Annotated in this window: 16 protein-coding genes; 6 read left to right on the top strand and 10 right to left on the bottom strand. The window is 60.2% G+C overall.

Going from position 1 to position 23,210, the window contains the following annotated elements:
- Window positions 1-25 precede the first annotated feature (25 nt).
- Window positions 26-1,210 (top strand): BaiN/RdsA family NAD(P)/FAD-dependent oxidoreductase, encoded by a 1,185-nt coding sequence (locus tag AC2FLX_RS06870; RefSeq protein ID WP_496809973.1) that lies wholly within the window; start codon window positions 26-28, stop codon window positions 1,208-1,210.
- A 66-nt stretch (window positions 1,211-1,276) separates the two neighbouring features.
- On the opposite strand, the gene murD is transcribed toward AC2FLX_RS06870, so the two are convergent.
- The 8 genes from murD to mraZ form a co-directional block, all read right to left on the bottom strand.
- Window positions 1,277-2,677: a UDP-N-acetylmuramoyl-L-alanine--D-glutamate ligase gene (murD, locus tag AC2FLX_RS06865; RefSeq protein ID WP_496809972.1), complete on the bottom strand. Its 1,401-nt coding sequence runs from the start codon at window positions 2,675-2,677 to the stop codon at window positions 1,277-1,279.
- A gap of 318 nt (window positions 2,678-2,995) precedes the next feature.
- Window positions 2,996-4,078, bottom strand: coding sequence for a phospho-N-acetylmuramoyl-pentapeptide-transferase (mraY, locus tag AC2FLX_RS06860; protein WP_480749152.1), 1,083 nt, complete (start codon window positions 4,076-4,078; stop codon window positions 2,996-2,998).
- A gap of 24 nt (window positions 4,079-4,102) precedes the next feature.
- The gene (locus tag AC2FLX_RS06855) at window positions 4,103-5,497 is read right to left on the bottom strand and encodes a UDP-N-acetylmuramoyl-tripeptide--D-alanyl-D-alanine ligase (RefSeq protein ID WP_496809971.1); all 1,395 of its coding nucleotides are present in this window, start codon (window positions 5,495-5,497) and stop codon (window positions 4,103-4,105) included.
- Window positions 5,494-6,975 carry a UDP-N-acetylmuramoyl-L-alanyl-D-glutamate--2,6-diaminopimelate ligase gene (locus AC2FLX_RS06850; protein WP_496809970.1) on the bottom strand — a complete coding sequence of 494 codons (1,482 nt, stop codon included), beginning with the start codon at window positions 6,973-6,975 and terminating at the stop codon, window positions 5,494-5,496. The genes AC2FLX_RS06855 and AC2FLX_RS06850 overlap by 4 nt, the downstream gene beginning before the upstream one ends.
- Window positions 6,976-6,996: 21 nt before the next feature.
- Window positions 6,997-8,784 carry a peptidoglycan D,D-transpeptidase FtsI family protein gene (locus AC2FLX_RS06845; RefSeq protein WP_480749149.1) on the bottom strand — a complete coding sequence of 596 codons (1,788 nt, stop codon included), beginning with the start codon at window positions 8,782-8,784 and terminating at the stop codon, window positions 6,997-6,999.
- Complete coding sequence (ftsL, locus tag AC2FLX_RS06840; RefSeq protein WP_480749148.1) at window positions 8,781-9,149, bottom strand: cell division protein FtsL; 369 nt, start codon at window positions 9,147-9,149, stop codon at window positions 8,781-8,783. Before ftsL ends, AC2FLX_RS06845 begins: the two co-directional genes overlap by 4 nt.
- On the bottom strand, window positions 9,146-10,165 hold the full coding sequence (rsmH, locus tag AC2FLX_RS06835; RefSeq protein WP_496809969.1) for a 16S rRNA (cytosine(1402)-N(4))-methyltransferase RsmH: 1,020 nt from the start codon (window positions 10,163-10,165) through the stop codon (window positions 9,146-9,148). Before rsmH ends, ftsL begins: the two co-directional genes overlap by 4 nt.
- On the bottom strand, window positions 10,146-10,649 hold the full coding sequence (gene mraZ / locus AC2FLX_RS06830; protein ID WP_496744629.1) for a division/cell wall cluster transcriptional repressor MraZ: 504 nt from the start codon (window positions 10,647-10,649) through the stop codon (window positions 10,146-10,148). The genes rsmH and mraZ overlap by 20 nt, the downstream gene beginning before the upstream one ends.
- A 957-nt stretch (window positions 10,650-11,606) precedes the next feature.
- On the opposite strand from mraZ, the gene AC2FLX_RS06825 reads away from it, so the two are divergent.
- Both AC2FLX_RS06825 and AC2FLX_RS06820 read left to right on the top strand, forming a co-directional pair.
- Window positions 11,607-11,828, top strand: coding sequence for a DUF1127 domain-containing protein (locus AC2FLX_RS06825; protein ID WP_480749143.1), 222 nt, complete (start codon window positions 11,607-11,609; stop codon window positions 11,826-11,828).
- A gap of 369 nt (window positions 11,829-12,197) precedes the next feature.
- Window positions 12,198-12,488, top strand: a complete 291-nt coding sequence (locus AC2FLX_RS06820) for a DUF1330 domain-containing protein (RefSeq protein WP_496809968.1) — start codon at window positions 12,198-12,200, stop codon at window positions 12,486-12,488.
- Here AC2FLX_RS06820 and AC2FLX_RS06815 read toward each other — a convergent pair.
- Complete coding sequence (locus AC2FLX_RS06815; RefSeq protein ID WP_496809967.1) at window positions 12,485-14,812, bottom strand: ATP-dependent helicase; 2,328 nt, start codon at window positions 14,810-14,812, stop codon at window positions 12,485-12,487. The two genes, AC2FLX_RS06820 and AC2FLX_RS06815, sit on opposite strands and share 4 nt — an antisense overlap.
- A 180-nt stretch (window positions 14,813-14,992) precedes the next feature.
- Between AC2FLX_RS06815 and AC2FLX_RS06810 the strand changes: the two genes are divergently transcribed.
- The 3 genes from AC2FLX_RS06810 (at window position 14,993) to AC2FLX_RS06800 (ending at window position 21,557) form a co-directional block, all read left to right on the top strand.
- Window positions 14,993-16,795: a sensor domain-containing diguanylate cyclase gene (locus tag AC2FLX_RS06810; RefSeq protein WP_496809966.1), complete on the top strand. Its 1,803-nt coding sequence runs from the start codon at window positions 14,993-14,995 to the stop codon at window positions 16,793-16,795.
- Window positions 16,796-16,833: 38 nt separating this feature from the next.
- The gene (locus AC2FLX_RS06805; protein WP_480749139.1) at window positions 16,834-17,991 is read left to right on the top strand and encodes an alpha-hydroxy acid oxidase; all 1,158 of its coding nucleotides are present in this window, start codon (window positions 16,834-16,836) and stop codon (window positions 17,989-17,991) included.
- A gap of 128 nt (window positions 17,992-18,119) precedes the next feature.
- Complete coding sequence (locus AC2FLX_RS06800; protein WP_480749138.1) at window positions 18,120-21,557, top strand: pyruvate carboxylase; 3,438 nt, start codon at window positions 18,120-18,122, stop codon at window positions 21,555-21,557.
- 70 nt (window positions 21,558-21,627) lie between these two features.
- Here AC2FLX_RS06800 and AC2FLX_RS06795 read toward each other — a convergent pair whose 3' ends face one another.
- On the bottom strand, window positions 21,628-23,037 hold the full coding sequence (locus tag AC2FLX_RS06795) for a hypothetical protein (protein ID WP_496809965.1): 1,410 nt from the start codon (window positions 23,035-23,037) through the stop codon (window positions 21,628-21,630).
- Window positions 23,038-23,210: the final 173 nt, after the last annotated feature.

The raw sequence follows: 23,210 nt of genomic DNA, 5'->3' as shown, positions 1-23,210 counted from the left end.
CGTCAATCCGCGCCAAGGCCGGGGCATGAGGTTCGACACGATCATCCTGGGCGCCGGGGCCGCCGGCCTGATGTGCGCCGCCCGGTGCGGCGGGCGCACGCTGGTGATCGATCACGCGCGCGCTCCGGGCGAGAAAATCCGCATCTCGGGCGGCGGTCGCTGCAATTTCACCAACCTGTACGCGGGCCCCGAAAATTTCCTGTCGCAGAACCCGCATTTCTGCAAATCCGCACTGGCCCGCTATACGCAATGGGATTTCATCGATCTGGTGAACCGCCACGGCATAGCCTGGCACGAAAAGACGCTGGGGCAGCTTTTCTGCGACGGCTCCTCGAAACAGATCGTCTCGATGCTTGTGACCGAGGCGGAAAAGGCCGGGGCCGAGCTGTGGCTGTCCACCACCCTGGCGGACCTGCATCACCGCGACGGTGCCTTTGCGCTGGGGCTGGACCGCGCCGGCAACCGGGTCGAGGCAACCTGCGCCAACCTGGTGCTCGCCACCGGCGGCAAGTCGATCCCCAAAATGGGCGCCACGGGCCTTGCCTACGACATCGCCCGGCAATTCGGCCTGCCGGTCACCGATACCCGCGCCGCGCTGGTCCCCTTCACCTTTCCCGAAGGCCGGTTCAGCGACCTCGCGGGGGTCTCGCTGCCCGTCCGGCTCTCCAATGCGCGCGCCAGTTTCGACGAAGCCCTCCTCTTCACCCATCGCGGCCTCAGCGGCCCCGCCGTCCTCCAGCTGTCCAGCTATTGGCGCGAGGGCGAGGCGGTCTCGGTCAACCTGATCCCCGATACCGACCTCTGCGAAAAGTTGCGCAGCCAGCGCCAGCACTCAGGCCGCAAGGCGCTGACGACCGAACTGTCGCGCCACCTGCCGGCGCGGCTGGTCGAACACCTCAAACCGATCCTGCCGCTCGATGGCAATCTCGCCGACCAGTCCGACGCCAGGCTCGCCGCCCTCTGTGCGGCCCTCAGCGACTGGCAACTGACGCCCTCGGGCACCGAAGGTTACCGCACCGCCGAGGTCACCCTGGGCGGCATCGACACCGGTGCGCTGTCCTCGAAAACGATGCAGGCCAAATCCCTGCCCGGCCTCTACGCCATCGGCGAAGCAGTGGATGTGACCGGCTGGCTGGGCGGCTACAATTTCCAATGGGCCTGGTCCTCGGGCCACGCCGCCGGCACCGCCATCGCCGCGACCACCCGCTGAGGCCTTCATCATTTCCCAAATACTCCGGTAGAGCCGCGCGCCCCCGCGCGCCGGGGGCAGCGCCCCCTACCCGGCCAACCGGCCTCGCACCTCGGCTGTGAAATCCTCGCCGCGCCGCTCGAAGTTGTCATATTGGTCGAAACTCGCCGCCGCCGGGGCCAGCAGAACCGTCTCGCCCTCCTGCGCCTCGGCCATCGCCCGCTCGACCGCCGCCGCCATGGTGGTGCAGACCTCGGCCTCGACCTCCAGCTGCATGGCGAACCCCGCCGCTTCGCGCCCGATGACATAGGCCTTGATCACCTCGCCCGACGCCGCGTTCAACGGCGACAGCCCCCCGTCTTTCTCCAGCCCGCCGCAGATCCAGCGGATCTTGCGGAACGCGCCCAGCGCCTTGACCGCGCTGTCCAAATTGGTGGCCTTGGAATCGTTCACATAGGTCACGCCACGCGCCTCGGCGATGATCTGGCTGCGATGCGGCAGACCGGGAAAGCTGTGCAGCGCCGCCTCGATCACCCTCGGCGCCAGTCCCAGCGTGCGGCAGGCCGCGTAAGCGGCACAGGCATTCTGGTGGTTATGCGCGCCCGGCAGCCCCCGGATACCGCGCAGATCGATCGAGGCCGCCTGCCGTCCCTTGCGATATTCCGCCAGAAACCCCTTGCGGGCAAAAACCTGCCAGCCCGGCCCGGTCAGCTTGCGCGCGACCGAAATGCGGATCACCCGGTCATCGCCCGGCCCTTCAGACATCTGCCCCGCCAGGAACGCGCCTTCGGTCTCGTCCACGCCGATCACCGCCCGGTCCGGCCCGCCTTCGGCAAACAGCCTCCGCTTGGCGGCGAAATATCCGCCCATGCCGCCGTGGCGATCCAGATGATCGGGGCTGAGGTTGGTGAACACCGCCACATCCGGCGTCAGCGCGCGGGCCAGCTCGGTCTGATAGCTCGAAAGTTCCAGCACCACCACGCCGCCATCCTGACCCGGCTCGATATCCAGCACTCCGCGCCCGATATTGCCCGCCAGTTGCGAGGGCCGCCCGGCCTCGGTCAGGATGTGATGGATCAGCGCCGCCGTGGTCGATTTCCCGTTCGATCCGGTCACCGCCACAACCTGCGGCGGCCGGTCGAAATTGTTCCAGTCCGGCCCCGCGAACGAGCGGAAGAACAGACCGATGTCATTGTCCACCGGCACGCCCGCGTCCAGCGCCGCGCGCACCACCGGATTGGGCTCTGGGTAAAGATGCGGAATGCCCGGACTGACGATCAGCGCCGCCACATCGTCAAACGCGCCCTGACGGCGCAGATCGGCGCAGACAAAGCCCTCGGCCTCCACCGCCTCGCGCGCGGCCGGGTTGTCGTCCCAGCACACAGGCTCCGCCCCGCCCGCCCTGAGCGCCCGCGCCGCCGCCAGCCCCGACCGGCCCAGCCCCAGCACCGCAACTTTCTGATTGTCAAATCCTCTGACGGGGATCATCCACCTGCCCTCACATGTTCCGGCTTCCTCGCTAACGGATCGTCACCGATTTGAAAAGCGGGTGGGAGGTCCGAGCTCAGGGCTTTTGCGAGAGGAGCATTTTGATCCGGGAGGAATGGGCCGGACGTTACCAACCAACTCGCCTCAGCATACAAACTCCCGGCGATTGAAAAAGCGTCAACCTTCATTGATCGCGGGTAAACGCCGCGCGCCGGGATGGGGCGGAAAGTGGAAATCCTGCCAAAAGGTTGACAGGGCCGACTGGTACAATTCGGTCAACACGTCCTTCAAACCCTGTACAATTCGGACAGTTCGACGCTACCGAACCTTCAGCGTCGCCAGTCCGATCATCGCCAGGATCAGCGAGATGATCCAGAACCGGATGACGATCTGCGGCTCGGCCCAGCCCTTTTTCTCGTAATGGTGATGGATCGGCGCCATCAGGAACACCCGCCTGCCGGTGCGTTTGAAATAGAGCACCTGGATGATCACGCTCAGCGCCTCGACCACGAAAAGCCCGCCAACAATCGCCAGCACCAGCTCGTGCTTGGTGGCCACCGCAATCGCCCCCAGCGCCCCGCCCAGCGCAAGCGAGCCGGTATCCCCCATGAACACCGCAGCAGGCGGCGCGTTGTACCACAGAAAGCCCAGACCCGCCCCGAAAAGGGCAGCGGTAAAGATCAGGATCTCGCCGGTTCCCGGCACGTAATGCACGTCCAGATACTCGGTAAAGTCGACCCGCCCCACCGCATAGGCGATGATTCCCAGCGTCGAGGCGGCGATCATCGCAGGCATGATCGCCAGCCCGTCCAGACCATCGGTCAGGTTCACCGCGTTGGCGGCACCGACGATGACGCAGATGGAAAACGGTATATAAAAAAGGCCCAGATTGATCAGCGTGTCCTTGAACACCGGCAGCGCCAGCTGGTTCTGAAGCTCCGCCGGGTGGTTGAACGTGGCCCAGAGCGCCGCGATCACCGCGATGATGATGCCCAGCGCCAGCCGCAGCTTGCTCGGCACGCCCTTGGTGTTCTGCTTGGACACCTTGGCGTAGTCGTCGGCAAAACCGATTGCCGCATAGGCCAGCGTCACGAACAGGACCAGCCACACGAAAGGATTGCTCAACCGCGCCCACAAAAGCGTCGAGGTCACCAGCGCGCCCACGATCAGCAACCCACCCATCGTAGGCGTTCCGGCCTTGGAGAAATGCGCCTCGGGGCCGTCGTTGCGGATAGGCTGGCCCTTGCCTTGCTTGCGGCGCAGCACGTTGATCAGCGGTTTGCCGAACAGGAAGCCAAAGATGAGCGCCGTCATGAAAGCCCCACCCGCGCGGAAGGTGATATAACGGAAGAGGTTCCAGAAATCGCCTCCGTCCGACAGGGCCGTCAACCAATAGAGCATCTCGAAACCTTCCTTACGCGCGCGTCATCCCTCGACCGCGGGGCCTTGCCCCATTTTTCGTACGCCGTCAACGATCCTCGCGAGCCCCATACTGAGCGACCCCTTGGCCAGCACGGCGTCGCCAGCCTGAACAAGCTGTGCAAGGCGGTCGGCCATTTCTGCACTTGTCTCGGTCCACAAACCGCGCTTGCTGTCAGGTAATGCCGCATGCAGCGCCCGCATCAGCGGGCCGATACAGTGAACCATATCGACACGAGCCATGGCGTCGATCCCGGCCATTGCCGCGTGCATCTCCGCCTCTTGCGACCCAAGCTCCTTCATGTCGCCCAGAAACGCCACGCGGCGCATGGTCGAGGCCGCGGCCAGAACGTCCAGCGCCGCGGCCATCGATGTCGGATTGGCGTTGTAGCTGTCATCAAGCAACTCGATCTCACCGCCGCCAGGCAGCGAGATCCTTTCGCGTACACCGCGCCCTTCATAGGGGGTCCAACGGCGCAGACCGTCAACGGCCCGGTCCAGATCTACGCCCAGCGCAACGCAGGCGGCCAGAGCACCAAGGCCGTTCATCGCGAAATGGGTTCCGGCGGAAAGGACTTCGAATTCGAACCCCGATCCATCAAACTCTGCGCGAGCGCGGGTTTCGTCACCCCGACTGATTACATTCAAAAGTCTGTAATCAGACGCTTTTTTCCCGAATTCGACGATCCGGGCACCCTGCCGTTCGGCAAAACTGCGCAGGATGCCCGCGTGATCTATGTCGGCATTGACGATGGCTGTGCCGTCCGACTCCAGCCCGTCGAAGATGGCGGCCTTTTCGCGAGCAATGTCTGCGACCGAGTCGAACGCCTCAAGATGCACGGCCGCCACGGTGGTGACCAACGCGACGTGCGGGCGGGCCTGACGGGCAAGCGGGGCAATCTCTCCGGGGTGGTTCATGCCGATCTCGATGACCGCGAATTCGGTGTCGCGCGGCATCCGCGCCAACGTCAGTGGCACGCCCCAGTGGTTGTTGTAGCTGGCGACACTGGCATGGGTTTTACCCTGACCCGCCAGCATCGCTGCCAGCATTTCCTTGGTCGAGGTCTTGCCGACACTACCAGTAACCGCCACGACCTTGGCGACTGTCCGGGCACGCGCGACCCGACCGAGTGCTTCAAGACCGGCTTGCACATCCTCTACAATCAAGAGCGGCGCATCGGCAGACACGCCTTCGGGAACGCGCGAAACCAGCGCGGCGCCTGCGCCTTTTTCCAACGCCTGCGCTACAAAGTCATGCCCGTCGCGCGCGGCCTTGAGAGCCACGAAAAGATCGCCCTTCTGCAGAGTGCGGGTATCAATTGAAACGCCATTTGCCTGCCAGTCAGCAGTTACGCGCCCTCCGGTAGCGCGAGCGGCTTCGTCTGCGGTCCAGAGCGTCATGCCACCCTCCCATCCAGCGCGGCCACGGCGATACTGGCCTGTTCGGCGTCGTCAAACGGTAAAACCTGATCCCCCACGATCTGCCCGCTTTCATGGCCTTTTCCCGCAATCAGCAGCGCATCACCCGGTTGCAGGGCGTCGACACCGCGCAGGATCGCCTCGGCCCTGTCGCCCACCTCGGTGGCCTCCGGCGCTCCGCCCATCACGGCGGCCCGGATGGTTGCGGGATCTTCGCTTCGCGGGTTGTCGTCAGTGACGAATACGATGTCGGCATTTTCCGCCGCTGCCCGGCCCATCAACGGGCGCTTGGTAGCGTCGCGGTCGCCACCGGCACCTACGATAGCGATCAGCCGGCCCATCACGTGCGGGCGCATGGCCTTGAGCGCGGTCGCCACCGCGTCGGGTGTGTGAGCATAATCGACAAAGACCGCCGCCCCGCTGTCACGGGTGGCGGCCAACTGCATCCGCCCGCGCACGGTCGTCAGATGCGGCAGGGTTTCGAATACTCGCTCAGGGTCATCACCGCCCGCAATGACCAGCCCGCAGGCCAGTAGCACGTTTTCCGCCTGAAACCCACCGATCAGGTTCAGCCGGGACTGGAACGTCTTGCCGCGCCAGGAAAACCGCAAATCCTGCCCGGTGGCGTCAAAGCGTTGGTTCAGCAGACTCAGATCACCGCCCGTGCGTCCGACGGTCAGAATCTCCTGTCCGCGCGCGGCGGCCACGGCGCGCATTTCCGCGCCCTTGGGGTCGTCCAGATTGATCACTGCCGTTCCGTCGGGCGGCAACACGCGGCGGAACAAACCCGCCTTGGCGGCGAAATAGGCTTCGAACGTGTCGTGATAATCCAGATGGTCCTGGGTAAAATTGGTAAACCCCGCCGCCTTGAGCCGGACGCCGTCCAGGCGACGCTGTTCCAGACCATGCGAGGAAGCCTCCATCGCCGCGTGGGTTATGCCGTTGGCCGCAGCCTCGGCCAGCGTCCGGTGCAAAGTGATTGGCTCGGGCGTGGTGTGGGCCAGCGGCGCGGTCCATGCGCCCTCGACGCCGGTTGTACCCAGATTGACAGCGCTGTGGCCCAGTTCGATCCAGATTTGGCGTATGAAAGTGGCGACGGATGTCTTTCCGTTGGTGCCGGTCACCGCCACCATGGTCTCTGGCTGGGCACCGAACCAGAGCGCCGCGGTATAGGCCAGCGCCTGACGCGGGTCCTCGGCCACGACCAGTGCCGCATCAGAAGCTGCCAATTCGTCCCTGGCGATTTCGGCCCCCTTTGCATCCGTCAAAACAGCGACGGCCCCCATGCGCAGGGCATATTGGATGAACTCGCCACCATGCACGCGGGTGCCCGGCAACGCGGCAAAGAGGAATCCATCCCTGACCTCTCGGCTGTCCACGGCCAGGCCTGTGACCGCTGGATTGCGTCCACCTCGTGCGGTCAGGGCCAATTCACCGAGAGTTTTTGACCTTGCGCCCATGACCAATCTGCCTCGTGCTGTCTAGTTTGAGGTCAGCGTTATAGCAGCGCCCGCTTCAGGCTCAAGCCGCGGTCGCAACCCCAGCAACGGGGCCACCCGCCCGATCAGTTCCGCCGTCACCGGAACCGCCGTCCAGCCCGCCGTCCGGCGCTTTTCGCCGTATGCCACGATTGAAGGTTCATCCAAAGTGACAATCAGGACATATTTCGGATCATAAGCAGGGAACAGGGTGGCAAAGGTGGCAATCACCTTGTCTTCGTAATAGCCGCCTCGCGGTTTCGGCTTGTCGGCGGTACCGGTCTTGCCAGCCACGTCATAGCCCGGCACTTCGCCAAAGCTGGCTGTGCCGCTGGTGACCACCTTGCGCAGCATCGCCCGCGCCTGTTTTGCCGCGCTTTCGGACATCACGCGGGGTCCGTGTTGTGGCCCGCGCTGCTTCAGGATTGTGGGGCTGACATAGTGGCCACCATTGGCAAGCGCGGCATAGCCGGCCGCCAGATGCATCGGGCTGGTCGACAAGCCATGCCCGTAAGACACGGTGACAGTGCTCAACTCGCCCCATTTCTTGGGCTTGAGCGGCGCGCCGCCCGAAGCTTCGACAATCTCGAAGGGGGTCGGATCGAACATGCCGAGGGATTCCAGAAACGACTGCTGCCGCTCGGCCCCGATCTGCAGCGCCAGCCGCCCGGTCCCCCGGTTCGAGCTGTGGACGATTACATCCGCCACACTGATCTTGCCATAGTTCTTGTTGTTGAACTCGCCGATCGGGAACCGCCCGATGCGCATCGGGCCGGACGTGTCGATAATGGTCTCCGAGTTCACCAGCCCAAGGTCTATGGCCTGCGCTGCCGTGAAGATCTTGAAGACAGATCCCAACTCATAAACGCCCTGCACATAGCGGTTGAACAGCGGGCTGTCCGAGGGATCAAATCCACTGGTCGGCGGTCGCGGGCGATCATTGGGATCGAATGCGGGCAATGATGCCGCCGAGATCACTTCGCCAGTGTGTACATTCATCAAGACGGCCGAGGCCCCCTTGGCGTTCATGATCTTCATGCCGCCGAGCAGTACCCGTTCGACCGCCGACTGGATTGTCAGGTCCAGCGAAAGTTGCAGTGGCTTGTTGCCGTTGGCGGGGTCGCGCAGATAGCCGTCAAACTGCTTTTCGACGCCCGCAACGCCGATAACTTCGGCAGCACTCACCCCTTCACGGCCAAAACCGGAACCGCCAAGGATATGCGCAGCAAGCTGGCCATTGGGATAAAGGCGCATTTCGCGGGGACCGAACAGGATGCCGGGATCGCCGATATCGTGCACCGCCTGCTTCTGTTCAGGCGAGATGCGCTTTTTTATCCACAGGAACTTGCGCTTGCCGGTGAAATCCTTGACGAGACGATCCTTGTCCAGATCCGGGAAAATCCGCACAAGCCCTTCGGCCGACGCGACGGGATCGATCATGTTCGGCGGCTGGGCATAGACGGAATAGGTTTCCAGATTGGTGGCGAGTATGCGCCCTTCACGATCCACGATTTCCGCCCGTTGCATGGCGATATTTGCTCCGGGCGCGGTAGCCAGCGGCTCTTGCGCCTCGGACGTCGCGAGCATCCCCATCCGGGCGCCAACCACGGCAAATGCGCAAAAAAAGAACACGCCCAATACCAGCAAGCGCCCCTCCGCGCGAGTACGAGCGCGGTCCTTCATCTCTTCGTGGCGCTTGCGGATGTTTTCGCGCTCGATAAGGTCCGGATTTTCACCACGGGAGCGGGCGTCGAGGATGCGGGCCAGAGGGCGGAGCGGTGTGCGGGTCATGGGATTTCCACCTCACCCAGCGATTCGAACTCGGTAACCGCCTGCAACTCGATCGGATCGACGATGGGCAGGTCAGGGTCTTCGCCATAGGCGATCTGATCGGCGCTTCCGAATTGCTCGGCCCGAAGAGGCAGCAAGCCCAGACGTTCGAAATTCAGGTCCGCCAGTTCACGCAGCCGATCGGGCCGATTGAGATAAGCCCATTCAGCACGTAAAATCGCAAGCCGGGCCTGTGCCGCGCCGATCTGACGCTGCAGTCCTTGAGTTTCCTTGAGCACCTGCTGGGTGCGATAGTTTTCCTGATACGCCCACAATGCCAGCCCGAACACGGCCAGAGCGGTCAACACATACATCAAACTTTTCATCTCGCTCCCCCACTAAGCTGAGGCATTCCGATGGCGCGGGCATCAATTTCCCCCGCCGGGGCGTCGGTACGTACCGCGACGCGCAACTTGGCTGACCGCGAGCGCGGATTCTCGGCCAACTCCTGATCGTCGGGGCCGACGGCCTTGCGCGTTTTCAGAATGAATTGCGGCTGATCTTCCTGTTGCTCGGGGGCGTACCGATTGGCGCGTCCGGTCTTACCCGCCCGCGACTGTAAAAAGCGTTTAACCATCCGGTCTTCAATCGAATGAAACGTGACGACCGCCAGTTGTCCGCCCGGTTTCAGCGCTCGTTCCGCAGCCATGAGCCCCTGAAACAGCTCTTCGTATTCCGCGTTGACCGCAATCCGAAGAGCCTGGAACGAGCGTGTCGCCGGATGGGACTGCCCCGGCTTGGCGCGCGGCAAACAGGATTCGACGATTTCGGCAAGACGCAAGGTCGTTGTGATTGGCGCTTCGGTGCGAGCCCGGACGATGGCCTTGGCGATGCGTCGACTGGCGCGTTCCTCACCATAGTGGAACAGAATATCGGCCAGAGCCGCTTCAGGCGCGGTGTTCACCAGATCGGCTGCGCTTTCCCCATCCTGACTCATCCGCATGTCCAGGGGGCCATCCTTCATAAAGGAGAACCCGCGCTCGGCCTGGTCGAGCTGCATCGAGGAGACGCCAAGATCCAGGACGATGCCGTCGAGGCCCCCGGCATAGTCATCCATGCGCGAAAACACACCTGGCTGCATGACCAGCCGATCGCCATAGGTGCCAGCCCAGCTTGCCGCCATCTCAAAGGCCAGCGGATCACGATCGACTGCGATGACCTTGTCTGCCCCGGCCTCCAGCAGACCGCGGGTATAGCCACCCGCGCCGAAGGTGCCATCCAACCAAACGCCCGACACCGGTGCAACCGCAGCCAGCAAGGGGCGCAGCAGAACGGGGATGTGCGGATCATTCGAGGAGGATAGGGCAGCGGCGGCCATGCCGTCACCCATCCCTTGGGCCATCAAGGAACTGCATCGGATCGAAATCGTCTGGCAACTCGTCCAGCCACTCCTCGGTCAAAGCGAGTTCTTCTTGGGTGTAAGTTTCGGGCTTCCATATCTGGAACGTGTCACCGGCGGCGATAAAAAAAGCGTCGCCTTCGAGCTTGATCTTGTCACGCAGTTTGGCCGGAAGCACCAGACGCCCCGTTTCGTCCACATTGGTCGGGAACGACAGACCGTGGAACAGGCGCTGAAGCATCCTGCGCTCCATCGAACCGCGCGGAAGTGCATCTATCTTGGCATCAACCTCGTCAATCGCTTCCATGGTGTAGCATTCAAGAAACTTACGGCGGTGATCACCATAGACGATCACCAGTTCAGGATTGCCGCCGGATTGCCAGTTGGGATCGCCCGCTTCAAGCACACGGCGAAACGAGGCCGGGATCGAGACCCTGCCCTTGTTGTCCACCTTGTGGTGGCTTTCGCCTCTGAACCTGCGCGCCAAGCCGACTGTCCCTTTCGCTTGCGCCCCCAACAAAATTCCGACCCCCAGAAGTTAAAAACGGCGAGTTGATCTGCTGCCACTGATCAACCCGCCGCATTTGCCCGCCTTGCGGGAAGTCCAGCTGCGCGCGCCACCTGGGGGGATGTCTGCTCGCTCGCGCGCCGGATCTCTTGGTTCGATGAAAGCGAGATGCCTGTATGAAACCTTTGGATTTATGTCGGGGTCGTTTAGCGCCCCTGCTGCCTCGTCCTCATCGGATGAACTAGGGATGCCATGGGAATTCATGGAAATCAATAGGAATTTGGGAGTAACTTCCATTCGGCTTGCCAGCTTCGCAGTATATTATGCAAGGCAGAGTGAAGAATTTTGAGTCATTATTGCCCCATGATGTAGCATAGAAACAAGTGTACACTAAATATAGTACGGACAGCGTACCGATAATTTTATCCCATGAATTCCCAAGAAAATTCAGAACAGCGAGGAACTTTTTTGATTACGTCATAGTGTTCACCTTTTACCCCACTCAAAGAGCGCGAATCACCCGGTATTCCCATGAGCGATTAGTGAGCATTCCATGCCGACTGGCCCGAATTTGAGCGCTTCCCATGAAATCCCGTACCTGGATCAGACACGGCGCTTCGGTTTCGCTGTCCGCATTGAACAACGGAAGCAACACAGGCGGTTTAAAGTAACCTTCTCGGAGTATCTGGCGTCAACTTGGAGGCGCGCCCTGGGTAGTCGCAGCAAATCAGGTACTTTTATGGCGGCGAGAGTTGAAAAAGTGCCAGTGAATTTTGATCCCGCCGGCCCGCCAGCCGCGCAAGGGGGCAATCTATGCAATTGTCGCATACCCGCTTTGACCACGGAAGCCATTGTGCACCTGCAGCATTTGCTTATTTTCAGTCTCAAGCAACGCCGCAGAGATACGGCAGAACGAACAAGATCAGGTTAAATACGATGGCATCAACGAGCGAACATATCACCCACAAAGGTGCGCAAGGATTTGGATTCTCAGCGCTTCTAGAGGCTGCAAAATCCCGTGTGGGCCGACATCTGATGTACCGCAAGACCGTGAACGAACTGTCGGCCCTGTCGGCACGTGAACTGGATGATCTCGGGCTGAACCGATCGATGATCCGTCAGGTTGCGCTTCAGGCGGTCAACGAACACTTCGCGTAACGGACGCAATAGAAATTGGAATTCAGCCCCGCGTCCTCCTCCCTGCGGGTCTGAACTTCAGCGGCGGTATCCTCCTCCTCCCTGGTGCCGCCGCAAAGAATACCGGCCCTGAACGCCGGGAGCTGATACACCGGGTCCTCCTCCCTGATTCCGGTGTTGAAAGCGCGCGGCGATGCCTCTCCTCCTCCCTGGCATTGCCGCGACCTCATACCGGGTCAATACCCGGGTCCGACTGCATCGGGGCTCTCCTCCTCCCTGCCTCGATGTTGCAAAGAACGGCGGTTCCCCTCCTCCTCCCTGGGAACCGCCGTTTCTTTTTTGGTTGTGCCGGAGTAACATTCACGCCCCGGCTTCAAGAGCGAGGACGCCATGGCTGCCTATTTCATTGCCCAACTGAAGATTCACGACCACAACGGGTATCAGGACTACCTGAAAGGCTTCATGCCGATTTTCGATCGCTACAAAGGCCGTTTGCTGACGGTGTCATCCAAGCCCGTGGATTGTATCGAGGGCAATTGGCCCGAAGGCGGAATCGTCCTGATGGAGTTTCCGGACCTTGAGACGGCAACGGCCTGGAAGAACGATCCAGACTACATTGAACTCGCGAAAATCAGGAAAGCCACGGCCTCCACGAACATGGTGCTGGTCGAAGGCGTCTAGAACGGCACATCGTCCTTGGCCGACAGGAACCGCGCGACCACTTTCTTGATGCCCGCCTTGTCGAAATCGACCTCGACCTTGTCACCTTCGATCCCGATCACCGCGCCATAGCCGAATTTCTGGTGAAACACCCGCTCGCCCAGCGTGAAACTGGCCAATGCGGTGGCGTCGATCACCGTGTTGCGGCTTTCGCGGGGTTGCGACATGCCATATTGGCCCTGCCGCGCCTGCAACCGTCTCCAGCCCGGCGAGTTATAGACGTTGGCTTCGGCCGCGCGGCTTTCGATACCCGCCGCCCGCTGTACGCCACCATAAAGACCCGGAGGTGTCAGCACCTCGACATGGTCCTCGGGCAACTCGTCGATGAAGCGTGAGGGCATCGAGTTCTGCCATTGCCCGAACACCCGCCGGTTGGCGGCGAAGGAAATCGTACAAACCTCTTCGGCACGGGTGATGCCGACATAGGCCAGACGCCGCTCTTCCTCGAGCCCCTTGAGGCCGGTTTCGTCCATCGACCGTTGCGAGGGGAACAGCCCGTCTTCCCAGCCCGGCAGGAAAACGACGGGAAACTCCAGCCCCTTGGCCGCGTGCAGGGTCATGATCGTTACTTTTTGGGAAGAGTCTGCCGCGTCGTTGGCGTCCCGGAGTTCTAGGTACTCCAGATACTCAACCAGTGTTTCATACTTTTCCAATCGTTCCATAAGCGATTTCAAGTTTTCCAGCCGACCGGCTGCATCCGGTGTCTTGGTATTTTGCCACATTTCCGTGTAGCCAGACTCATCAAGAACCATCTCCGCAAGTTCCCGAAGTGGAACCTCTCCGCGACTGGCAACGCTCGCCCAACGATCCAAGTCAGATATTAGCTTTGAAAGCTCTGCCGCGCCTTTTCCTTTGACCAGCTTTGTCTCTACGGCAAGCCGCGCTCCGTCGAATAGACTAAGCCCGTTGGAGCGGGCGCATTGTTGGATTGTTTGCCTAGCTTTGTCCCCAAGGCCTCGTTTCGGGGTATTCAAGATTCGCTCCAAAGCGAGATCATTGTACCGACTCGCCACAACTTTCAAATAAGCGTGTGCATCGCGCCGCTCCAATTTGTCGTCATCCCTTGGGCCGATAATTTGATAAGGTAGACCAAACGACATAAAGCGATCGGCAAAAGCTTCAATTTGATTGGTAGTCCGAACAAGAATGCCAATTTCACCGAGGCCAAAAGAACGCATCCCGCGCGTCCCGCCCTGCATGGCGTCGATTTCCTCGCCGATCCAGCGGGCCTCTTCCTCGCCATCCCAATGACCGATCAGGTTGACCTTGTGGCCGTCTTTGGCATCGGTCCAAAGTTCTTTACCCAAACGACTTTCGTTGCCGCGAATGACGTTCGACGCAGCCGCCAGAATATGCGGGGTCGAGCGGTAGTTCTGCTCCAGCCGCACCACATAAGCACCAGAAAAGTCCTTTTCGAACCGCAGGATGTTGCCGACCTCGGCCCCGCGCCAGCCATAGATCGACTGGTCGTCATCGCCCACGCAGCAGATGTTCTTGTGCCCCCCGGCCAGCAGGCGCAGCCACAGGTACTGGGCAACGTTGGTATCCTGATACTCATCCACAAGGATGTAGCGGAACCAGCGCTGGTATTGTTCCAGAACATCCGCATGGGTCTGGAAAATCGTGACCATGTGCAAAAGCAAATCGCCAAAATCCACCGCATTCAGCTCGCGCAGGCGGGTCTGGTATTGGGCGTAAAGTTCAATGCCCTTGTTGTTATAGGCCCCGGCATCCGCCGCAGGCACTTTGTCGGGCGTCAGCGCACGGTTTTTCCAGTCATCGATGATCCCCGCCAGCATTCGTGCCGGCCAGCGTTTGTCGTCGATATTGGCGGCTTGAACCAGTTGCTTGAGCAGGCGAAGCTGATCGTCGGTATCCAGAATGGTGAAGTTCGATTTCAGATCGACCAGTTCCGCGTGGCGGCGCAGCAGTTTTACACAGATCGAGTGGAAGGTGCCCAGCCATGGCATCCCCTCAGCGGGCTGACCCAGCAAGCGGCCCACACGCTCTTTCATCTCGCGCGCAGCCTTGTTGGTGAAAGTCACCGACAGAATCTCGTTCGGGCGCGCACGTGCCGTGTTGAGAAGGTGTGCGATTCGGGCCGTCAGCGCCTTGGTCTTGCCCGTCCCCGCCCCGGCCAGCATCAGAACCGGGCCGTCCAGACGTTCGACCGCATCACGTTGCGCCGAGTTCAGATCATCCAGATAGGGCGAAGGACGCACGGCCATAGCCCGCGCCGACAGCGATGCGCCCTCGAAAGCGTCCATTTCGTCAAAACTGCTCATGGTCGCAAACTACGCGTTTCAAGGGCTAAGGGAAAGGGTTTGTTCACTCCTTGTTCCATTCTTTCTGCGCCTTCCTGAGATCGAGAAAATTTGAGCAATACGGTAGGGGTCCGGCGGGAGCGCGTTAACCTTTTGTCAAACCACGGTAACGATCCTTGTTCCGAATTGGGAGCGCGGGACATGAGATTTTTGAAAATACGTGCAGGATCATGGCAACTCAGGTGGGCCATGGTCGTCGCAGGACTGGTTGCGGCCACAGGGTTGGCTGTATGGGGGACGATGCAGCTTCCCAATGTGATCGTCGACAAGATGCTTGAAGCGGATGTGATGCACCAGGCAAACCTGTGGAACCGGCGGGTTGTACTGCATCTGGAGGATGCCGAAAAGACGTTTCGAAACGGCACTCTTGATTCGCACGACCGTGAATTTCTGAGTCTGATGCCCCAGGCCTCGGATGTGTACCGGTTCAAATTGTTCGACGCGGACGGGCGCGTGTTCTGGTCGACGCGTTCCTCGGACATCGGCACTGTGACATCCAAACCTTACTTCCAGGACGTCGTCGCAACCGGAGCCAGTTATTACGATCGAGCAGAAAAACCGGTGGCGGAAATCGACAATTTTATGCCTCAGGGAGGACAGGCAACCGACCCGTTTCGCCATGTGGCAGAGATTTACACGCCTGTCATGAAAGAAGGGCAGTTTCTGGGGGCGGTCGAGTTCTTTACGGACATTACCAATATCCGGAATATCCTGATGTCTCGCATCCGCCTGTCGTTGGTGATTGTCTGCGGAATCGCATTGCTTGCGTTGGCGGGGGTGTCCGCCATGATTTTTCACACCAACCGGATAAAAATGCAGACCTTGAAAGCACGAACCAACAAGGAGCGTGAGCTGATGGCCGACCAGCTGCGTCTGGTGCGCGAAGTCCGGCTGTTGGGCGAACTGAACGAATGGCTGCAGTCGAGCCGCTCGCTGGAGGAGCTGTTCGACATGGTGGCACGGTTCATGACCCACATCCTGCCCGATGCCGAAGGCAATGTGTATGTCTATTCCAACTCGCGCGATGTGCTGGACGGCTGCGCCAGCTGGAATGGTGGCACGCACAAATCTCATATCCATCCCGAAGGTTGTTGGGGCCTTCGCCGGGGGCGAACATATGAGTTCGGTGCCTCGGAAATCGATTTCGTCTGCGAACATGCCGAACCGCATGACGGGCGGCCCTATTTCTGCTTTCCCATACTTGCCCACGGCGAAACCGTCGGTCTTTTGCATCTGCGCGCACGGGGGGGACACAGTCAGAATTTTCATTCAAACAAACAGCTGGCGCAAATGTGCGCCGAACAGATCAGCATGGCGATTGCCAATGTCCGGATGCGCGACCAGTTGCACGACCAGTCCGTGCGCGACCCGCTGACGGGGCTGTTCAATCGCCGCCACATGACCGAATGCCTGCGCAAGAGCATCGGGCGCAGCCAGAAAACCGGTGCGCCGCTATCGCTTGTGGCGGTGGATGTGGATCATTTCAAGAAATTCAACGATACGCACGGGCATGATGCTGGTGACATGGTGCTCCGCGCTGTGGGCTCGACCCTTGCTCATAGCTGCGATGGCGACGAGGTGGCCTGCCGAATTGGCGGCGAGGAGTTCATGCTGATCCTGCCAAACATCGCGCCTGATGACGTGCTTACCCGGGCCGAACACTTGCGACAAGCGGTCGAATCCATCAACGTCCGTTATGGGGAAAAGACCTTGCCCCGGATCACCATTTCTGCAGGCATCGCCCATTACCCGTCACATGGCACCATGCCCCAGGAACTGATGCAGACTGCGGATGAGGCCTTGTATCGCGCCAAGGATAAGGGCCGCAATCAGGTCTGCGTGGCCGCGCGAGCATCGCTGAACGCATCAGAATATGCAGAAGCGCAACCAAAGAAGAACTCTACTTCTTCGGAAGCGTTGAAGAAATCCGGGAAAGCAGCCTGAACGCTTGCCGAATCGCTGTGCAAATTGGATCAATCGGCATGGATTTGCAAAGCACCCATCCCGGCATTGACGACCTGAAATGGCGCGCCCGACGCCGGTTGCCACATTTTGTCTGGGAATACCTGGACAGCGGCACCGGGGCCGAGGCCACAAAATCTCGAAACCGCGCGGCGCTGGACTGCATTGGATTTGAGCCGTCGATTCTGAATGGTCCGATGGATTTCGATCTGCGCACTTTGCTACTGGGGCACGAGTTGCCCCTGCCCTTCGGGATTGCTCCGATAGGCATGTGCGGGCTGATCTGGCCGGATGCCGAAGGAATCCTTGCACGCGCAGCCGCAAGAGCCGGAATTCCCTATGCCCTTTCCACGGTCGCCAGCCAAAGCCCCGAAGACTTGGCCCCACATCTGGGAGAACATGCCTGGTTCCAGATGTACCCGCCAAAGGATTCCAATATCCGAAAGGACATGCTGGACCGCGCACGCGCTGCCGGCTTTTCGACACTGATCCTGACTGCCGACGTCCCCGTGGCGTCACGCCGCGAGCGTCAGACCCGATCCGGGCTGACCCAGCCACCCAAGCTGACACCCCGCCTCCTGTCGCAAATTGCAATCCGGCCTGCCTGGGCTCTGGGGATGGCGCGGGTGGGAATGCCTCGGATGAGAACACTCGACAAGTACATATCGGGTGCTCAAAAGAACCTGCCGCCGACTGCGCATGTCGGCTATCTGCTGCGGACTTCGCCCGACATGGAATACGTGAAATGGCTGCGGGACAATTGGGAAGGTCCATTCGTGGTGAAGGGTGTGATGAGGGCTGCAGACGCTGCCCTATTGGCAGAAATCGGTGTCGATGCGCTATGGGTTTCGAATCACGGCGGACGTCAGTTTGACGGCGCGCCCGCAAGTATCGAAGCCCTGCCATCGATCCGCGCCGTGACTTCTCTGCCTCTGATCTTCGACAGTGGCATCAGCGGGGGGCTCGATATTCTGCGCGCGCTTGCACTTGGGGCCGATTTTGTCATGGCAGGCCGGGCATTTCTTTATGGGATTGCCGCGCTGGGGCAGGCCGGCCCGGCCCATGTCATCGAAATCCTGCGCAAGGACATGGAAGCGAATATGGGTCAGCTTGGCGCAGCTCGCCTGGCGGATTTGCCAGCGCCCGTTTACTTCGCCGATGCCGCGCCGCGGCAATGATAGGGTAAATATATCGCATTTGCGGCGCTTGCGAGCGATAACATGCCGGTTCTACCCCGAATTACAGATATACGTGCGCGTATTGTCCGCTTAAAACACGGCCACCCGCCAACTACCGGAACCTGCCAATGACCGATTTCAAAAAGATTCTGATCGCCAACCGCGGTGAGATTGCAATTCGCGTGATGCGCGCGGCCAACGAGATGGGCAAACGCACCGTCGCCGTTTTTGCCGAAGAGGACAAGCTGGGCCTGCATCGCTTCAAGGCGGACGAAGCCTATCGTATCGGTGAGGGGTTGGGACCGGTTGCGGCCTATCTCAGCATTGACGAAATCATTCGCGTCGCCAAGGAAAGCAGCGCAGATGCCATCCATCCCGGCTATGGCTTGTTGTCGGAGAACCCAGATTTCGTGGATGCCTGCGCCAGCAACGGTATCACCTTCATCGGTCCAAAAGCCGAGACCATGCGCGCTCTGGGAGACAAGGCCAGCGCCCGAAAGGTCGCCATTGCGGCGGGCGTTCCGGTGATCCCGGCCACCGAGGTTCTGGGCGATGACATGGACGCCATCCGCAAGGAGGCCGCCGAGATCGGCTACCCGCTGATGCTAAAAGCCTCCTGGGGTGGTGGCGGACGCGGCATGCGCCCGATCTACTCCGAAAAAGAACTGGCCGAAAAAGTGATGGAAGGCCGCCGTGAGGCGGAAGCCGCGTTTGGCAATGGCGAAGGCTATCTGGAAAAGATGATCACTCGCGCCCGCCATGTCGAGGTTCAGATTCTGGGCGACAAGCACGGCGAGATCTATCACCTTTATGAGCGTGACTGCTCGGTCCAACGACGCAACCAGAAAGTCGTAGAACGCGCGCCCGCCCCTTACTTGAGCGAAGAACAGCGCGCCGAGATTTGTGAGCTGGGCCGCCGGATTTGCGCCCATGTGAACTATGAATGCGCCGGAACCGTCGAGTTCCTGATGGATATGGAAACCGGCAAGTTCTATTTCATTGAAGTGAACCCCCGGGTGCAGGTCGAGCATACCGTCACCGAAGAAGTGACCGGCATCGACATCGTGCAAGCGCAGATCCTGATTGCCGAAGGCAAGACGCTGGCCGAGGCGACGGGCAAAGCCAATCAGGACGAGGTTCAGCTGAACGGCCATGCGCTGCAAACACGGGTGACGACCGAGGACCCGCTAAACAACTTCATCCCGGATTATGGCCGCATTACCGCCTATCGTTCGGCTACGGGCATGGGCATCCGTCTGGATGGCGGCACGGCCTATGCGGGCGGGGTGATCACGCGGTATTACGACTCGCTCTTGACCAAGGTTACCGCTTGGGCGCAGACCCCGGAAAAAGCGATCGCCCGGATGGACCGCGCCTTGCGCGAGTTTCGGGTGCGTGGCGTCAGCACCAATATCGCATTTGTCGAAAACCTGCTGAAGCACCCGACGTTCTTGTCGAACGAGTACACCACCAAGTTCATTGACGAAACGCCAGAGCTGTTTCACTTCAAGAAGCGTCGCGACAGGGGCACCAAGGTTCTGACCTATATCGCGGATATCACCGTGAACGGGCATCCAGAAACCAAGGACCGCCCCCTGCCGCATCCCGACCTGAAAGTGCCCAGACCACCCGCAAAAAAGGCGGAACCCCAGATGGGCACTCGCAACCTGCTGGAACAGAAAGGCCCGCAGGCGGTGGCCGACTGGATGAAGGCGCAGCGCCAGCTGTTGATCACCGACACGACCATGCGCGACGGGCACCAATCGCTGCTGGCGACCCGGATGCGTTCGATCGACATGATCCGCGTGGCGCCGACCTATGCCGCCAACCTGCCGCAATTGTTCAGCGTCGAGTGTTGGGGGGGCGCCACGTTTGACGTGGCTTACCGCTTCCTCCAGGAATGCCCGTGGCAGCGCCTGCGCGACCTGCGCGAGGCGATGCCCAACCTGATGACCCAGATGCTGCTGCGCGGCGCGAACGGGGTGGGTTACACGAACTATCCCGACAACGTGGTACGCGAATTCGTGCGCCAGGCGGCCACCGGCATCGACGTGTTCCGCGTCTTTGACAGCCTGAACTGGGTCGAGAACATGCGCGTCGCGATGGATGCAGTGGTCGAGCAGAACAAGATCTGCGAGGGCACGATCTGCTATACCGGCGACATCCTGAATCCCGAGCGCGCCAAGTACGACCTCAAATACTATGTCTCTATGGGCAAGCAGCTGCGTGACGCGGGCGCCCATGTTCTGGGGCTCAAGGATATGGCGGGCCTGCTGAAACCGGCTGCTGCGCGGGTATTGATCAAAGCGCTGAAGGAAGAGGTTGGCTTACCGATCCACTTCCACACGCATGACACCGCCGGGATCGCCAGCGCCACCATCCTTGCGGCCTCGGAGGCTGGGGTCGATGCGGTCGATTGCGCGATGGACAGCTTTTCGGGCAACACGTCACAGGCGACACTGGGTACCGTGGTCGAGGCGCTGCGGCATACGGATCGCGACACCGGGCTGGATATCAAGGCGATCCGCGAGATCAGCGACTATTTCGAAGCGGTGCGCGGCCAGTACGCGGCATTTGAATCGGGCCTGCAGGCCCCTGCCTCCGAAGTCTATCTGCACGAGATGCCGGGCGGTCAGTTCACCAACCTAAAAGCGCAGGCGCGCAGCCTGGGTCTGGAAGAACGCTGGCACGAAGTGGCCCAGATGTATGCCGACGTTAACCAAATGTTCGGCGATATCGTCAAGGTGACGCCGTCCTCGAAAGTCGTTGGGGACATGGCGTTGATGATGGTCAGTCAAGGCCTGACCCGCGCGCAGGTCGAAGACCCGAATTCCGATGTGGCCTTCCCCGACTCGGTCATCGACATGATGCGCGGCAATCTGGGCCAACCGCCGGGAGGGTTCCCCGATGCGATCATCAGCAAGGTGCTGAAAGGCGAAAAACCCAATACCGAACGTCCGGGCAAACACGTCGAACCTATCGATCTGGACGCAACCCGTGCCGACCTGTCCAAACAACTGGAAGGTAAAGAAGTCGATGACGAGGACCTGAACGGATATCTTATGTATCCCAAGGTGTTCCTTGACTACATGGGGCGCCATCGCCAGTACGGACCAGTGCGCACCCTGCCGACACGGACGTTCTTTTACGGCATGGAGCCGGGCGAAGAAATCACCGCCGAGATCGATCCAGGCAAGACGCTGGAAATCCGATGCCAGGCCATTGGCGAGACGGATGAAAATGGCGAGGTCAAGGTGTTCTTTGAACTCAACGGCCAGCCCCGCGTGATCCGCGTGCCCAACCGTCTGGTGAAATCCTCCACCATCCAGCGGCCCAAGGCCGAAGTCGGAAACCCCAATCATGTCGGGGCACCGATGCCGGGTGTCGTGGCAACCGTCGCGGTCTCGGCTGGTCAGGAAGTCAAGGAGGGCGACATGCTATTGACCATCGAGGCAATGAAGATGGAGACCGGCATCCACGCCGAGCGTGACGCCACGATCAAGGCCATACACGTCCAACCCGGCGGCCAGATCGACGCCAAAGACCTGTTGGTGGAACTGCAATAACAGTTCGGGCGGCCACAAGAGCCGCCCGCCGCAATCCAAACGCCGCCACGACACCACGGCGGCGTTTTTTTCAGTCCAGAAGCAGACCGTTCAGTTCTCTTTTGGCCTCTCTGGACAGGTCCTCACCTCCGGGCAGGCCGGACAGTGTTTCCTGAGAATACTCCTTAGCCTCTTTCACGTCGTGACGGGCCTCGATGACGTCCTCTTTGGCGTCATAGACGGCATCCTTGGCATAGTCGACTTCATCTTCGGCCTTGGAAACCGCATCCTGAGCATCCTGAACGGCCGCGTCATAGGCCTCTTGCGAGTCAAATTGTTCGTCGATTTCCTCCTGCGACAAGGATTCCAGATCGTTCAGGTGATCTTCGGCGTCGTTCAAACCACTCCGCGCGGTGTCAAGATCCATCAGCGCATCGCGGAAGTCCTCTTTGCTTTCGACGAAATCGTGTTTGGCGTCACGCAGATCAAACAGCGAATCCCGATAAACCGAAATCCGCCCAACCATGCTGTTGGGGCTGGCGTTTGCAAATGCCTGAGGGCTGGCATGAGCCGCATTCAGGCCCTTGAGTTCCGACGCGATTTTACCGTGCTTGTTCGGATGGTCGTATTCGTCATCGTAGCTGTACTTGTCGTGGTAACCGTATTTGTCGTGGTAACCATAGCTGTCCGGATAATCGTACTTGTCCATGTGGTCGTAGTCGAACCGGTCATAGTAGCTATGATAGCCGTGCCGAATATCCTTGTCGTACTTGTCGTGATGATCATAGTCGTCATCATCATCGTACCGGTCGTGATAGCTGTATGAGTGATAGTGCTCGTATTCGTGGTGCTTGCGAGAATAATAGTCGCGCTTGTCCGTATAATCGTATGTATCGGGATACTCGTACTTGTTCAGGTGATCGTAGGTTTCATAGCGCGCCGGATACTCCGTGGCATAAGCAGTTGTCGCCAACGAGGCGGTTGCGACGCTGCGCGCGGCGTAACTCTTGGAACTCTTGCGTGACCCGTCATAAGATTTTGTTTTTGACCTTCCGCGGGACTTTGTACCGCCAAACAGATCGGACATCGCTTGCGCGAACGCGCCTTTCTGGCCGCCATTCTTTCCCCTGTCCTTTGACCTGGAGCCATTGAAGCCGGCAAAGAGACCCTTTTTTCCCTTCGATCCACCTTTGCCAAACCCGTGCTTTGAACCGCCCTTGCTTGTGGATTTGGTGCGGCCACCTTTGCCAAATGAACTTTTGTCTGTGCCGCTATTACCATGGGCGCTCTTTCCTTTGCCGCCCTTGTCAGGCCCACCCTTGCCGTGACCACCTCCACCTTTGTCTCCGCCGTGGCCACCACCTTTACCGCCGCCTTTGCCACCGCCATTTCCGTTCTTGGCGATTGCCATGTCCGGAATTGCGATGTTGGCGGCAAATCCCAAAGCACCGGCCAGCATCAGGGATGTGGCTGTAACGCGTAATGCGAACCTAAGTTTCATAAATCTTCCCCCACATTTGCACCGATCGCGAACTTGTCGGCCAAAATCGAAGGATCATAGGCGTCAAGAACTCAATACCCACCGCCACGACTATACGTCAGTTTCACGTTGAGACAAAACCAACCGGCAACCTCTTGGCAATTGCCCGCCAAAAGACCGGGTCTGACGACCGT

The organism is Ruegeria sp. YKSF57 (assembly GCF_059612585.1).
Note: the sequence above shows the minus strand (reverse complement) of the source record. Positions and strands in the feature narration are given on the sequence as shown.